The following is a 13,969-nucleotide window of genomic DNA, read 5'->3' on the forward strand; positions in this document are numbered from 1 at the left end:
CGCCGAGGTCACCGACGCACGCCGCGAGTTCCACCACCAGCTCTCCACGAAGCTGATCTCCGAGAACCAAGGGATCGCGGTGGAGGACCTGTCGGTGGCGGGACTGGCCCGCACGAAGCTGGCCAAGTCCGTGCACGACGCCGGATGGTCATCGTTCATCAGCATGCTGGAGTACAAAGCAGAGCGGTACGGCCGCACACTGGTCAGGATCGGCCGGTTCGAGCCGACCTCCCAGACCTGCTCCACCTGCGGCGCCGTGGACGGCCCCAAACCCCTGAACGTCCGGGAATGGACCTGTACCGCCTGCGGCACCGTCCACGACCGGGACATCAACGCCGCGATCAACGTGAAGACGGCCGCCGGACTGGCGGCATCGGCCTGCGGAGCGCCGGTAAGACCAGGAGCAATCCCGGCACAGCGCGAAGAAACAGGAAGCCACGGATTCCCGACCGAATCCCGTGCCGCGTAGCGGCACAGCAACGATCGAGAAGGCCGGAACCTCGGGCTTCAACCCCGAGGCGCAAGTCAATTCATTGGCGGCTTCCAGGTCGCGCTGAGCGCCGTGGACATGCTGCGCAAGCAGCTCGCCGCCGAACTGGGCCCGCACGGCGTGCGCGTCGTCGGCCTGAAGACCGGCGGGATCCCCGAGACGATCCCCGACGGCTTCGAGGCCCGCGAGGCGCTGGTCGCCTCGCTCGTGGAGCCGACGATGCTGGGCCGCACGGCGACGCTCGAAGACGTGGGCAACGCCGCCGCGTTCGCGGCCTTGGACCGGGCCGCGTCGGTCACGGCGTCGGAGCTGAACATCACCTGCGGCGCGATCGTGGACTAACGCTGACGCGCGCGGGCCTGGGCGCGGGTGAGGCCGATGACGTCGTTGAGGCCCGTGCCGTGGCAACCCCGCGCCTCCGGGAGCGTGCGCGCGGCGCCGACGAGCCGCGCGCCCCGGTCTGTTCCCCCTTGGCCGACATGCGCCAACGACTAGACCGGTCTGTATATTCTCTCGAGAGCGTGACCGCCTCGTGATGACTGTGCTGCGCAGACGGGATGTGGGCGGGAGCGCTCCCACGCTACGCTCCCAACCCCAGGCCGCACCCCGTCAACGGGAAGGGGGCGCGGCAGCTCCGGGGGGAGTCACATGCCTGCAAGATCACGCACCAACAGACGCACGTTCCGCGCCCTCGCCGCGGCGCTGGCCGCCGGCCTCCTCGCCGGCTGCGCCCTGCTCGACGACGGCTCGTCGACGGCGGCACCGGACGGCGGCGGCTCAGCCGGCGACGGCGGGCCCGTCACGCTGACCGTCGGCGTCTTCGGCGTCTTCGGCTTCGAGGAGGCCGGGCTCTACGACGAGTACGAGAAACTGCACCCTGAGGTCACCATCGAGGAGACCGCCGCACCCAACAACGAGGAGTACTACCCGCAACTTCGCGAGGCCCTCGACTCCGGCCAGGGCCTCGCCGACATCCAGGCCGTCGAGGTCGGCAACATCAGCGAGGTCGTCTCCACCCGCTCCGACCTGCTGATGGACCTCGGCACGGCGACCGGTGTCGACGAGGGCGCGTTCCTGCCCTGGAAGTGGGACCAGGCGACGACCGACGAGAACAAGACCGTCGGCCTCGGCACCGACATCGGCCCCATGGCCGTCTGCTACCGCAAGGACCTCTTCCGCGCCGCCGGGCTGCCGACCGACCGGGAGAAGGTCGCCGCGCTGTGGTTCTCCGACTGGGAGAAGTACCTCGGCGTCGGCGCGGACTACATGGCGAACGCCCCCGCCGGCACCGCGTTCGTCGACTCGGCCGCCGGCGTCTACAACGGCTCGATCAGCAGCTTCCCCGTCCGCTACTTCGGCCGCGAGGGCGAGGCCATCTACAAGGACAGCCCCGCCGTCGAGATCTCCTGGGACCTGGCGATGCAGGCCGCGCAGGGGAAGATGACGGCGCGGCTCAAGCAGTTCACCCCCGCGTGGGACGAGGGCTTCGCCGAGGCCGGCTTCGCCACCGTCATCTGCCCGTCCTGGATGCTGGGTTACATACAGGAGAAGGCGGGCCCTCAGGCCGCGGACAAGTGGGACATCGCCGCCGCGCCCAAGCCCGCCAACTGGGGCGGCTCGTTCCTCACCGTCCCCGAGGCCGGCGAGAACAAGGAGGCGGCGGCGCAGCTCGCGGCCTGGCTGACCGCGCCCGAGCAGCAGGCCCGACTGTTCGAGAAGCGGGCGAGCTTCCCCAGCTCGCAGGCGGCGTACGACCTGCCGCAGGTCGCGGACGCCACGCACCCGTACTTCAACGACGCGCCGACCGGCGAGATCTTCTCCATCGCCGCGAAGAGCATCCCGACCCTCGAACTCGGCGCGAAGGACCAGCCGATCCAGCAGCAGATCACCGACGAGGGCATCCTGCCGGTCGAGCAGCAGAGGCTGACGCCGCCGCAGGCGTGGCAGGCGGCGGAGCGGAAGATCGACGAGCTGCTGGACCGCTGAGACGGCGGTTGCGTTCCCTGCTCCCGCGTCACGGAGCCGCCGGCCGGGCCTTCGGCGTATGCGCGCCGGAGGCCCGGCCGGTCGACGCATCCAACTGCTCGTCCGCCACCGGTGCTTGACGGCATCCAGGATGTGCGACACATTTTCGTATGGTGAATGGAGTATCCGCTCCATCGCCCACCGCCACAACGCCAACAGCGGCCCCGGCGGCTGGGGTCCGCACCGGCAGAGCGCGCTGTGGGCGTACTACACCGCGTTCGCCGGCCGGCTGCTCTGGGACGACCTGCCCGCCGCCGACCAGGAGCAGTTGGCGCGGATGATCGAGTCCGAGGCCGACGTCTTCCTCGACTACGAGGTGCCGTACGACCGCGACCGCGACGGCGCCGTGCTCACCCCCGGCGACACGAAGGCCGAGGAGAATGCCTGGAACGCCGCGTTCCTGAACCTCGCCGTGTCGATGATGCCGGACCACCCGCGCCAGCCGCGCTGGCGGGACAAGCGCTGGAGCTGATGGTCTCCTCGTACGCCACGCCCAGCGACCTGCACAACAACGCCTGGCTCAACGGCAAGCGGGTGCGCGACTGGCTGAACGGGTCGAACATGGCCGAGGACGGCACCGTCGTGAACCACGGCATCGTCCACCCCGACTACTTCACCTCCGTCTCCAACAACGCCGGCACGCCCACCGTCTACGCGCTCGCCGGCGAGCGTCCGCAGATGGGCCGCCCAGGCGGGGGAGCCGACGAGTTCGAGCGCGGTCTCCTGCAGTGGCCGGGGCACGAAGAGGCTGTCGACGACCTGGACCGCGCGCAGCCGTTCCAGCACCGGCCCGCGCGCCGACAGGGCCCCGATGCGCAGGCTGGGGGAGGCGGCCTTGGTCAGCGAACGGACGTGCACCACCACGCCGTCCGGGTCGTCGGCGTCGAGCGGCACTGGCACCGGCCGCAGCCCCGCCGCGCGGGCGACGGCGGCGCTGCCGCAGGAGCCGGTGCGGCTGACGGCGCGCGCGGCGGTGGGCCTTGCGTACATCGCGGCGGTGTCGCAGTTCGGCGGGTTCGTCGTCTGGTACCGCGGCATGGCCGCCGTCGGGGTGCCGCGGGCCAGCCGGATCCAGTTCGCCCAACCCCTGCTCACCCTGCTCTGGTCGGTCCTGCTGATGGGCGAACACCTCGCCCCGCCCGCCCCGGTGACCGCGGTGATCGTCCTGGCCTGCATCGCCGTCCCCTAAAGGGCCCGCGCCTGACGGCTCCTCGCGCCGGTACGCCCCGAGCGGTGTCCCGTACGGCGTACGGCAGAAGCCGTTGGGACGTGCGCGGGCCGCCTGTAGGGTGGCAGGGGGACGGCAGAGCGGAGGGGTGATCGTGGGAGTTTCCCTGGCCAAGGGCGGCAATGTCTCACTCAGCAAGGAGGCACCGGGGCTGACGGCCGTGACCGTCGGGCTCGGCTGGGATGTCCGCACCACAACAGGTGCGGCCCATGACCTCGACGCCTCGGCGCTGATGTGCGGAGCGTCCGGGAAGGTGCTGTCCGACCTGCACTTCGTCTTCTACAACAACCTCACCAGCCCGGACGGTTCGGTCGAGCACACCGGCGACAACCTCACCGGCGAGGGCGACGGCGACGACGAGTCGATCAACGTGGACCTCAGCCTGGTCCCGCCGGAGGTCGAGAAGATCGTCTTCCCGGTGTCCATCCACGACGCCGATCTGCGCGGGCAGAACTTCGGCCAGGTCAGCAACGCCTTCATCCGGGTGGTCAACCAGAGCGACGGTGTCGAACTGGTCCGCTTCGACCTGAGCGAGGACGCCTCGACCGAGACCGCGATGGTCTTCGGCGAGCTGTACCGCCGCGCCGGCGAGTGGAAGTTCCGCGCCGTCGGCCAGGGGTACGCCTCGGGCCTGCACGGCATCGCCACCGACTACGGCGTCAACGTCGGCTGACCGCGTTGGCCGTCCCGGCCGCGGCGACGGCCGCGGGCACGACGGCCAGCGCGAGGATGCCGCCGCCTATCGTCAGCAGCGGATAGCCGGCGGTGGCGACCACAGCCCCCGATGCCAGGCCGCCGCCGGCGCCCGCGGCCGAGATCGCCACGTCGACCAGGCCCTGGGTACGGGCCCGGGTGGCCGGCGGTACGGCGTTGGTGACCATCGCCGTACCGCTGACGAGCCCCAGGCTCCAGCCCACCCCGAGCAGCCCGAGCGCCACCGCGAACACGGCGGTGGATTCGGCGGTGGTGGCCGCGACCACCCCCGCGGCCAGCATGGCGAGTCCCGCGGCGACGGCGGTGACGAGCGGCCCGCGGCGGTCCACGAGCCAGCCGGACAGCGGCGCCGGCAGGTACATCGCGCCGATGTGGACGGCGATGACCAGGCCGGAGGCGGCGGTGCCGTGGCCGTGGTCGTGCATGTGGACCGGTGTCATCGTCATGAGCGCGACCATGACGAGCTGGGTGACCACCATGACCAGCGCCCCCGGCAGCACGCCGGGACTGCGCCGGCCGGACGCCCGCTCGGCCCCTGCCCCTGCCCCTGGCCCTGGCCCAGCCCCTGTCCTTGTACCTGGTCCCGCCGCTTCCGCGTCCGCCGCCGCGGGCGGTGAGGCGGCGTCCTCGGCCGCGTCGAGTTCGCGTGCCAGCAGCAGCGGGTCGGGGCGCAGCCACACCGCCAGCACCACAGCGGCGGCGCCGTATGCGGCGGCCGAGATCAGGAACAGTCCGGTGAGCCGGGGGACGCCGAGCGCGGCGCCCAGGTCACCCGCGGGCACGGCCAGGTTGGGGCCGGCCACCCCGCCCAGCGTGGTGGCGACGAGCACGGTGGACACGGCGCGGGCACGGTACGCGGGCGCCGCGAGATCGGCGCCCGCGTAGCGGGCCAGGAGGTTGGTGGCGGTGCCCGCGCCGTAGACGACCATCGCCGCGAACAGCAGCACCGAGCTGCCCGCGACCGCCGCCGCGACGACGCCCGCGCTGCCGACGGCGCCGGTCAGATACCCGGCGGCCAGCCCCGGGCGGCGGCCGTACGCGTCGGAGAGCCGGCCCACGACGGCCGCCGCCAGCGCGGCCCCGGCGGTGGCCAGCGCACCGAGCAGCCCGGCCAGGCCGGTGGAGCCGAGCATGTCCTGCGCGAGGAGCGCGCCGTTGACCACCCCCGCGGCCAGGCCGGCGCCGCTGAGCACCTGGGCGGTGAACAGGACGGTCAGGGCACGGCGTTGCGCGCGGGCCCGCGTGGTGTCGGCGGGCCGGGCGGGCGCGGTCGTGGTCACCTGGGGTTCCTTCTCTCACAATCGCGCCGGGGGCGCGGGACGGCCGTACGGCGCAGACGGTACGTGGCGGCCTGTGGCCGCAGGGCGCGCGGGGTACCCATTGACGCTCATGACCAGCGGAGACGGCTGCGGGCGCGGATCGGCTGTGGGTTGGCCGGGGGGCGGCCCGTGGGCATGGGAGGAAGGCGATGACCCGAAGGCCGGGCAGGCTTCGGGCGCGCGGTGACCGTCCGGCCGGGAGCGGTCCCGGCCGGACGGTGGGCGGGTCAGCCCCGCAGCCCCCAGTCGAGCCGGTCCTGCACCCCGGCAGCCTCGAAGGCGGCGGCCAGCGCATCGCGGCCCTCGGTGAAGTGCGACCAACTGTCGTAGTGGACAGGGACCACCCGGCGGGCGCCGAGGACCCGGGCGGCGTCGGCCGCCTGCGCGCTGTCCAGGACCAGCGGCTCGCCGCCGAAGAGGACCGGGACGCGCGGCGCACCGGCGAACAGGATCGCCGTGTCCACCGGCCCGAACCGCTCGGCCGTCTCCGTGACCGCCGCCGTGGAGGCGTTGTCGCCGCTGACGTAGACGACGGGCAGCCCCTCGCCGGTGAGCACGAAGCCGACGACCTGGCCGATCGCCGCCTCCACCGCCGGGCGCGGCTCCGGCCCGTGCACGGCGGGCACGGCGGTGACCGTGACCGTGCCGCCGCCGGGCCGGTCCAGCTCGACGGCCTCCCAGTCGGCCAGCCCCCGGGCCTGCCCGCCCAGCCGCTTGCCGCCGCCCGGCGTGGTCAGCGTCAGCGGGACGTCCGCGAGCAGCGCCCGGCCGGCGATGTCGAGGTTGTCGGGGTGCTCGTCGTGGGAGAGCAGGACCACGTCGATACGGCCCAGCTCCGCCGGTGCCGCCGCGGGTGGTGCGGTCTTGGTGAGCCCCCGGCCCGGCAGGTCGTAGTAGCGGGGCTGGTCGAAGGTGGGATCGGTCAGGAAGCGCAGACCGCCGTACTCGAAGAGGGCGGTGGGGCCGCCGAAGACGCGTACGGGGAACTGCTCGGCGGTCGTGCCGGCTCCGGCCATGAAAACCTCACGGATGGCTAGGTGGTTATCCGTGAGTGACCCTAGCCCCATCTCACGGATGACGGCAACCCTTACCATGAGACGTATGCCCGAGAGCCCCACCGGCGACTTCACCGCCACCCCCGCGCCCGGAGCGGTGGACTATCCCTCGCTCGACTTCGTCAACAGCGCCATGGCGCTGCCCGGAGGGCACTTCACCGACCTCCTCGGCACGCCCGCCGGCGCGAACCACTGGCTCACCGGGCACGGCCTCGCGCCGCCCGACGCCGGGATCCGGGAGATGTGCGCGGCGCAACTGCGCTCGCTGCGCGAGCACGTGCGGGTGCTGTTCGCCGCCCGCGCCGACGGGCTGCCCGCCCTGCCGGCGGCGCTGGCCGCCGTCAACGACGCGCTGAGCCGCGCGCCCACGGCCGCGCTGCTGTACTGGGACGAGAAGAACGGCCCGTACCGCGCCGCGCCGTGCCCCACCAACGAGATCCTCGACCGCGCGCTCGCGGTCCTCGCCGCCGACGCCGCCGACCTGCTGACCGGCCCCGACGCCGAACGCCTCACCCCGTGCGGCTCCAGCCCCTGCAACCGGTTCCTGCTGCGCCACGGCCGCCGCCACTGGTGCTCCACCCGCTGCGGCGACCGGGCGCGCGCCGCCCGCGCCTACGCCCGGCGCACCCGGCCGAGCGCCGGCTGAGCACCGCCGCCGAGCGCCTCCTCCAGTTGGGCCACGCCCTTGGCGGTCTGGCTCTTGACGGTGCCCACCGAGATGCCCAGGGTGTACGCCGTCTCCCGTTCGGAGAGGTCGAAGGCGTGGCGCAGCACGACGCAGGCGCGCTTGCGGAAGGTCAGGCCGCGCAGCGCCGCGCGTACGTCCACGACCGCCGGCACGTCCGGGTCGTCCACGCGCTCGTGGCTGCCGGTCCAGTACAGGGCGATGCGGCGGCGCTCGCGCACGGCGCTGCGGATGCGGCTGCGGACGAGGTTGGCGACGACCCCGCGGGCGTACGCGGCCGGGTGGTCGGCGGCGCGTACCCGGTCCCAGCGGTGCCAGAGCGCCACCAGCGCGTCGGCCGCCACGTCGTCCGCGCCGTCCGCCTCACCGCTCAACGAGTTCGCCAGGCGGGCGAGTTCGACGTAGTGGTGCTCGAAGAACTCGCGGAACTCCGCGGTCGCCTCGGCGTCGTGACCGGCACTGGGTATGCCCACGATGGCCTCTCCTCGCCCTCGCGTCTCCAGGCCCCTGTTCACGTCGTCAGCCATCGTTCAAGATGGTGAACGCAATCTAAGGCAGGGTGACTCCGGCGGCAACCCCCGCGGCAACCGCAGCCGCACGCCTCCCCTCCCGCCCGGGAAGGAGGGCGGCCGGGCTGTGCCGGCCCCAGCGGTGCGACGGCGCCCAGCCTGTTGACGTGTGCGCAACAGGCGTGCATTGATGGGGAGTTGGGAGCGCTCCCATCTTCCCGGGGGCGTACGGAGCGACAAGGAGGACCCGCGGTGCGACACCCGACGAGAGCACGGATCCTGTGGCCGCTCGTGGCCGCGCTCGCGCTGGCCACCGGGCTGCTCCTCGGCCGCCCGCCCGGCGCCGCCGCGGCCGAGCCGGTGCGGGTCATGCCGCTCGGCGACTCCATCACAGGCTCGCCCGGCTGCTGGCGCTCGGTGCTCTGGAACCAACTGCAGGACGACGGCTACACGGCCGTCGACTTCGTCGGCACGCTCGGCCCGCAGGGCTGCGGCCAGGACTACGACGGCGACAACGAGGGCCACGGCGGCTACCTGGTCACCAACGTCGCCGCGCAGAACATGCTCCCCGGCTGGCTCGACGCCACCCACCCCGACGTCGTCCTCATGCACTTCGGCACCAACGACGTGTGGAGCAGCATCGCGCCGGAGCGGATCCTGGACGCGTACACCACGCTCGTGACGCAGATGCGCGCCGACAACCCGCAGATGGCGGTGCTGGTCGCCCAGATCATTCCGATGAACCCGCCCACGTGCGGAGAGTGCGGGGCCCGGGCGGAGGCGCTCAACGCGCTGATCCCCGGCTGGGCGGCGGACGTCGGCACGGCCGAGTCGCCGGTCGTCGTGGTCGACCAGTCGACCGGTTTCGACACCGCGGCCGACACCTACGACGGCGTGCACCCCAACGCCGCCGGCGACCAGAAGATCGCGGACCGCTGGTATCCCGCGCTCACCCCGTACCTCACCGCGGGCGGGTAGGCCGGGGCGCGCGGGCTCAGGGCTCGTCCGTACGCGACTCCAGCGCGCGCCGGGTCTCCGGGCCGTAGACGCCGCGCTCGTCCTTCTCCAGGCCGTTGACCGTCTGGAAGGTGCGCACGCTGGTGCGTACACCGTCGTCGTACGCGCCGTCCGCCGGCTGGAGCAGGCCAAGACCGACCTGGCGCAGCCGGTGCTGCAGCTCGGTCACCTCGGGCCCGGAGCCGCCGGGGGCCAGCACGGGCGGGTCGGTGGGGACGGGGGCGTCGCCGGTGGGGGAGGAGGACGGCGACGTCGTCGGCGCCCCGTCGGCGGGCGGGTCCGTGGGGGCGATCGAGCCGATCTGCCCGTTCGCGCGCCCCGGCGCGGGGACGCCGGCCCCGTCGCCGCCGGCCGCCTGCCGCCCGTCCGGGGGCGCGTACCCCTCGCCGCCGCGGTCGCGGCCGGCGCGGTCGCCGGGCTGCGCGCCCCCGCCGTCCACCGGTGCGCCGTCCGCGTCGCCGCCGCCGAGCGGGCCGCCGTCCGCCGCGCCGCCGCCGGACGGACCCGCGCTGGCCCCGGCCGGGCCGTGACCCGCGTCGTCCGACTGTGAACCGCCGGTCAGCAGCCCGGCGGTGACGATCAGTCCGGCGATCACCGCCGCCGCCCCGCCGGCCAGGAGGAGCAGCCCGCTGGGCCGCGCCCGCCGCCCGCCGCCGGCCGAGACCGTCTCGGTGGCGCCGGGCTCCGGTTCCGTGTCCACGGTGCGCGCGAGGGTGCCCCGCGGCGCCGCCTGCGGCAGCAGCGCGGCACGCGGCACCGGCAGCAGATCGGTCCCGGGCCCCTGTTCGCTCCCGTCGTCCGCGTCCTGCTCGCCGTCGGCCCCGGCCGCCCGCATGACGTACGGTCTGATCAGTCGCGGCTCGGTCCGCTCCCCGGTCGTCGGCGAATCCGATTCCTGCGCCGCGTCCCCCGCACACGCACAACTCGGCCTGCCGTCCTCCTTGAGCGGTGCGAAGCACCGCGGACATCCGTCGGATGGCACTGGCGTTCCCCTCCAGTTCGATGCCGACGATTATGCAAGCAGGTGGGGGTCCGCGCGGCCGATTCGCTCGTGGAGACGGCCAACGGCCCGTTCCCAGAAAGTAGTTAGGAAAGTTTCCTTCCAGTCTTGACGGGCTGCGGAATGGGGCCTTAGCTTTCCGGCCATGCCCATCCGCGCTGCGGATGGCACACCCCCGAATCTGGAGACCCCCCATGCGAAGGACCAAGCCCCTCCTGCTCGGTTCCGCCAGCGTCGCGACCGCCGCGCTGCTGTTCGCCCTCACCCCGCAGCTCAGCTCCGGAGCCGAAGAGGACTCCGCCGCGACCGGCCGCGGTACGCCCGGCACCACCGCGCCCCAGGCCGCCGCCCGTGCCGCCGCCCCGGCGGGCTCGGCCGTCGCCGAGAACGGCCGGCTGGCGGTCTGCGACACCACGCTCTGCAACGAGGAGGGCCAGGCCGTCCAGTTGAACGGCATGAGCTCGCACGGTACCCAGTGGTACGAGCAGTGCCTCACCGACGGCTCCCTCGACGCGCTGGCGCAGGACTGGGACGCGGACGTGCTGCGCGTGTCCACGTACGTCCAGGAAGACGGCTACGAGACCGACCCCGAGCGGTTCACCGCCCTCGCCCAGCGCGTCGTCGACCAGGCGATCGACCGCGGCATGTACGTCGTCATCGACTGGCACATGCTCAGCCCCGGCGACCCCAACGCCAACACCGACCTCGCCAAGCGCTTCTTCACCGACATGGCGACCAAGTACGCCGACCAGCCAGGCGTCTTCTACGAGATAGCCAACGAACCCAACGGCGTCGGCTGGGGAGCCGTCAAGTCGTACGCCGAGGAGATCATCCCCGTCGTCAGGGAGCACGACCCCGACGGCGTCGTCCTCGTCGGGACCCGCGCCTGGTCCTCCTTCGGCGTGTCCGACGGCGCGGACGAGCGTGAGGTGATCGACAACCCGGTCGAAGCCGACAACATCATGTACACCTTCCACTTCTACGCCGCCTCGCACGGGGACGAGTACCTGGAGACGCTCTCCCGCGCCGCGGACGAACTCCCGGTGTTCGTGACCGAGTTCGGCACCCAGGACTACGCGGGCGAGAGTGCGAACGACTTCGCGATGTCGCAGCGGTACCTGGACCTCATGGCGGAGAAGGGCATCTCCTGGACCAACTGGAACTTCTCCGACGACTTCCGCTCGGGCGCGGTGTTCAAGGAGGGCACCTGCGACGGGAACGAGTGGACGGGCACCGGCGTGCTCAAGGAGGCCGGGGTCTGGATACGGGAGCGCGTCAAGGAGTGAGCGCGCGAGCGCGCAACGACCGCGGGACCGGCCCGGTGGGGCCGGTCCCGCGGCTCTCTTCCCCCTGAGCCGACCCGTGCCGGGCCGTCAGCCGACGCTGATGTTGGAGTTCCCGCTGCTCTGGTAGCCCTCGGTGGCCATGATCATGTAGTAGCGGAAGTCGCCGAGGTTCATCCCGGCCCGCGACCAGGCGTCGAAGTGGGTGCCGGTGTTGATCGTGCCGCCCACCCGCTTGGACCTGTTGACGCTCCAGTACTGCGGGAAGGTCCTGGTGCCCTCGACCGACGGGGCGTTGTAGCGCATCGTGTGGTAGATGTCGTACGTGACGCCGTCGCTGCTGACCGAGCCCCGGTTCTCGCCGGTGGGCCGGTAGGTGCCGTAGCTGTCGACGATGTAGTACTCGACGAGCGGGTTCGAGGTCCAGCCGTAGAGGCAGAGGTAGCCGTTGCCGGACGGGTTGAAGCTGCCGGAGTAGCCGACGCTGCGGCGGCTGCCGTTGCTCCAGCCCTTGCCGCAGACGAAGTTGCCGGTGTTGCGCCACGAGGTGCTGTAGTTGCCGCCGCTGTTGAGGTCCATCGAGATGGTGCCCTGCGAGTCGGTCCAGAACGAGTAGTAGTACCCGTTGTGGGTGCCCTCCTGGTTGGTCGTGATCGTCTCGGCGTGCGCGACGCCGGCGGGCAGGAGCGTCGCCGCGGAGGCGCCGAGGGCGACTGCGCCGGCGCGGCCGAAGAACTGCCGGCGGCTTACGCCGTGGGGGGTGCCGTTCGTGTTCATTCTTCCTCCTCGAGGCGGCAGACGGGGGTGCCTGCCGCTGGGCCAGGGTGGCGCCGAAGGGTCGTGCGTCAGTGTTGGACTGCCGGGAGGAGGTGTCAACAGTTTCGGCGATGATTCCGAAACATTACTACGCCGGCATAGCGAGGTCGACAAGTATCAATGCAGCTCAAGGCGTTGCAGGTGAGGATGGGGTAACGCGTGCTCGTGAGTGGCGTATTGCAGAGATCAGATTTCCGGACCGTATCGGCGAAAGTTTCGCTTGATCACGTGACCTGGTCGTGGCGGCCGAGGAAGCGGAACGCTCCGTCCCGGACCTCGTACAGGAACGCCGCCCCCTCGGGGCGGAGCGTGTGCAGCAGGTTGCGGGTGAAACCGAGCGGCTTGGCGACGCCCTTGTGGCTCACCGTGACGATACGTTCCGCGACCTGTCCGGGTACGAGGTCGGGGCCGCCGCCGAGCGCGTCGAGAGCGGCGGCGATCAGGCCCACGGCGTCGTACGACTCGGCAGCCCAGCGGGGCGGCGGTCCGTCGTAGCGCTCGCGGTACGCGGCGCTGAAGGCGCGGGCCGCATCGGACTTCGCCTCCCGCGCCGACGTGTACGGCGCGGTGAACACCCAGCCCTCGGCCGCGGCGCCCGCCTCGCGGAGGAACGCCTGCCGCATCAACGGCTCGAACGACGCCCGCGGACCGTCGAAACCGGCCTCGGCGAGCGCGCGTGCGCACGCCGCCGCGCGCTGCGCGGAGGCGCCCGCGTAGACGACGGCCTCCGGCCGCCCCGCCAGTGCCGCGGCGACGGCCGGGGCGAATCCGGCCGAGGCCGCCACCGGATGGACGTCGAGCTCGCCCTCCCCGGGCGGCGATTCGCGCAGGCCGTTCACGACGCCCCGGAGCGCGTCTCCCGCGGCCCGGTCCTCCACGACGGCGGTGCGCGCCACGCCCCGCACCCGGGTCAGGTAGTCGAGGACCGGGTGCAGGTGGTAGCCGCCCGCGAGCCTGGTGGTGATGAGCGACCGGACGTCGGTCGTGGACACCCCGGCCGCGTCGAAGTCGACCGACACGTCCACGGCCGGCATCGACTCCTCCCCGTACAGCGGCACCGCGGCACGCAGGGTCTCGACCGTCGTCGGGCCGAGCACCGCACGGACGGAGCGCTCGCGCAGCACCCGGCGCACCACGTCCCGTGCCCTATCGGCGTCGCCGCGGTCGTCGTACGGGACGAGGGAGAGCCGGAAGCGGGCGTCGTCGCGGGCGTTGTGCCGCGCCACGGCGAGCCGGGCGCCGCGCTCATGGGCGATGCCGGTCTCCTTCTGCTCACCCGTCAGGGCGGCGTGCAAGGCGATGACGTGGGTGGGCAGTTGCCGCGAGGCACCGCCGCCGTCCTCGGTGCCGCCGCGGGTGGCGAAGAGCGCCGCCGCCCCGGCCCCCGAGGCGGCGAGCACGGCGGCGGCGGACCCGCCGACGACGAAGAACCGGCGCCGGGTGGACCCGCTCCGGCCGGGCGCCGGGGCCGCGGTGGTGGCCACCCCGGCGGGCGGCGCGGCGTCGGCGGGCGGTACGGCGTCGGCGGGCACGGTCTGCCGCGCCGGCGGGTCGAGCGCGCGGGCCGACCGCTCGGCAACGAGCCGCAGCACGGGGGAGGGCAGCCAGTCACGCGGGCCGGCAGCGGGCCCGGGGAGGCCCGGGGCACGGTCGCGAGGCCGGCCCGCGGCCCGCACGCCGGGCGGCGGACCCCCGGCGCCGGGGGCGGGCCGGGTGTCCGCGGGCGGCTTGTGGTCGTCGGGCTGGTCCGTGGCTGGTGCGTCGGGGGACTGCGGGCCGCCGGTGCTCGGCCCGCCGCGATGCGCCGCGGTACGAGAGGCTGCGGCGG

General features: G+C 73.2%; 14 protein-coding genes and 2 pseudogenes. 9 read left to right on the forward strand and 7 right to left on the reverse strand.

Going from position 1 to position 13,969, the window contains the following annotated elements; genetic code table 11:
* The 4 genes from B124_RS35640 to B124_RS35655 form a co-directional block, all read left to right on the forward strand.
* Nucleotides 1-469, forward strand: a 469-nt coding sequence (locus B124_RS35640) for an RNA-guided endonuclease InsQ/TnpB family protein (RefSeq protein ID WP_496507174.1), incomplete at its 5' end; no start/stop codon positions are given.
* 84 nt (nucleotides 470-553) lie between these two features.
* Nucleotides 554-832 (forward strand): SDR family oxidoreductase, encoded by a 279-nt coding sequence (locus tag B124_RS35645; RefSeq protein WP_496507186.1) that lies wholly within the window; start codon nucleotides 554-556, stop codon nucleotides 830-832.
* 306 nt (nucleotides 833-1,138) lie between these two features.
* Nucleotides 1,139-2,476 carry an ABC transporter substrate-binding protein gene (locus B124_RS35650; RefSeq protein WP_496507175.1) on the forward strand — a complete coding sequence of 446 codons (1,338 nt, stop codon included), beginning with the start codon at nucleotides 1,139-1,141 and terminating at the stop codon, nucleotides 2,474-2,476.
* A 130-nt stretch (nucleotides 2,477-2,606) separates the two neighbouring features.
* Nucleotides 2,607-2,987: a hypothetical protein gene (locus B124_RS35655; RefSeq protein ID WP_496507176.1), complete on the forward strand. Its 381-nt coding sequence runs from the start codon at nucleotides 2,607-2,609 to the stop codon at nucleotides 2,985-2,987.
* A gap of 185 nt (nucleotides 2,988-3,172) precedes the next feature.
* Here the strand turns inward: B124_RS35655 and B124_RS35660 are convergent.
* Nucleotides 3,173-3,418: pseudogene (locus tag B124_RS35660) on the reverse strand (PLP-dependent aminotransferase family protein); the annotation flags it as partial.
* 19 nt (nucleotides 3,419-3,437) lie between these two features.
* Here B124_RS35660 and B124_RS35665 point away from each other — a divergent pair.
* Nucleotides 3,438-3,704 (forward strand): annotated as a pseudogene (locus B124_RS35665) (EamA family transporter); the annotation flags it as partial.
* 133 nt (nucleotides 3,705-3,837) lie between these two features.
* Nucleotides 3,838-4,416, forward strand: coding sequence for a TerD family protein (locus B124_RS35670; protein WP_496507177.1), 579 nt, complete (start codon nucleotides 3,838-3,840; stop codon nucleotides 4,414-4,416).
* On the opposite strand, the gene B124_RS35675 is transcribed toward B124_RS35670, so the two are convergent.
* Nucleotides 4,403-5,737: an MFS transporter gene (locus B124_RS35675; protein WP_496507178.1), complete on the reverse strand. Its 1,335-nt coding sequence runs from the start codon at nucleotides 5,735-5,737 to the stop codon at nucleotides 4,403-4,405. The two genes, B124_RS35670 and B124_RS35675, sit on opposite strands and share 14 nt — an antisense overlap.
* 266 nt (nucleotides 5,738-6,003) lie before the next feature.
* On the reverse strand, nucleotides 6,004-6,792 hold the full coding sequence (locus B124_RS35680; protein WP_496507179.1) for an MBL fold metallo-hydrolase: 789 nt from the start codon (nucleotides 6,790-6,792) through the stop codon (nucleotides 6,004-6,006).
* An 85-nt stretch (nucleotides 6,793-6,877) separates the two neighbouring features.
* Between B124_RS35680 and B124_RS35685 the strand changes: the two genes are divergently transcribed.
* Nucleotides 6,878-7,477, forward strand: coding sequence for a CGNR zinc finger domain-containing protein (locus B124_RS35685; RefSeq protein ID WP_496507180.1), 600 nt, complete (start codon nucleotides 6,878-6,880; stop codon nucleotides 7,475-7,477).
* On the opposite strand, the gene B124_RS35690 is transcribed toward B124_RS35685, so the two are convergent.
* Nucleotides 7,444-7,989, reverse strand: coding sequence for a SigE family RNA polymerase sigma factor (locus tag B124_RS35690; RefSeq protein ID WP_496507187.1), 546 nt, complete (start codon nucleotides 7,987-7,989; stop codon nucleotides 7,444-7,446). The genes B124_RS35685 and B124_RS35690 overlap by 34 nt on opposite strands.
* A gap of 288 nt (nucleotides 7,990-8,277) precedes the next feature.
* On the opposite strand from B124_RS35690, the gene B124_RS35695 reads away from it, so the two are divergent.
* Nucleotides 8,278-9,003, forward strand: a complete 726-nt coding sequence (locus tag B124_RS35695) for an SGNH/GDSL hydrolase family protein (protein WP_496507181.1) — start codon at nucleotides 8,278-8,280, stop codon at nucleotides 9,001-9,003.
* A 16-nt stretch (nucleotides 9,004-9,019) separates the two neighbouring features.
* Here the strand turns inward: B124_RS35695 and B124_RS35700 are convergent, their stop codons facing one another.
* The gene (locus B124_RS35700; protein ID WP_496507182.1) at nucleotides 9,020-9,877 is read right to left on the reverse strand and encodes a peptidoglycan-binding domain-containing protein; all 858 of its coding nucleotides are present in this window, start codon (nucleotides 9,875-9,877) and stop codon (nucleotides 9,020-9,022) included.
* 359 nt (nucleotides 9,878-10,236) lie between these two features.
* On the opposite strand from B124_RS35700, the gene B124_RS35705 reads away from it, so the two are divergent.
* A complete protein-coding gene (locus B124_RS35705; protein WP_496507183.1) occupies nucleotides 10,237-11,328 on the forward strand; it encodes a glycoside hydrolase family 5 protein in 1,092 nt (363 codons plus the stop codon).
* Between the two features lie 87 nt (nucleotides 11,329-11,415).
* On the opposite strand, the gene xynA is transcribed toward B124_RS35705, so the two are convergent.
* Nucleotides 11,416-12,102 carry an endo-1,4-beta-xylanase XynA gene (gene xynA / locus B124_RS35710; protein WP_496507184.1) on the reverse strand — a complete coding sequence of 229 codons (687 nt, stop codon included), beginning with the start codon at nucleotides 12,100-12,102 and terminating at the stop codon, nucleotides 11,416-11,418.
* A 263-nt stretch (nucleotides 12,103-12,365) separates the two neighbouring features.
* Nucleotides 12,366-13,969 (reverse strand): ABC transporter substrate-binding protein (locus tag B124_RS35715; RefSeq protein ID WP_496507185.1); only part of this gene is annotated, 1,604 nt, incomplete at its 5' end.

Source organism: Streptomyces sp. CNP082, from assembly GCF_059570535.1.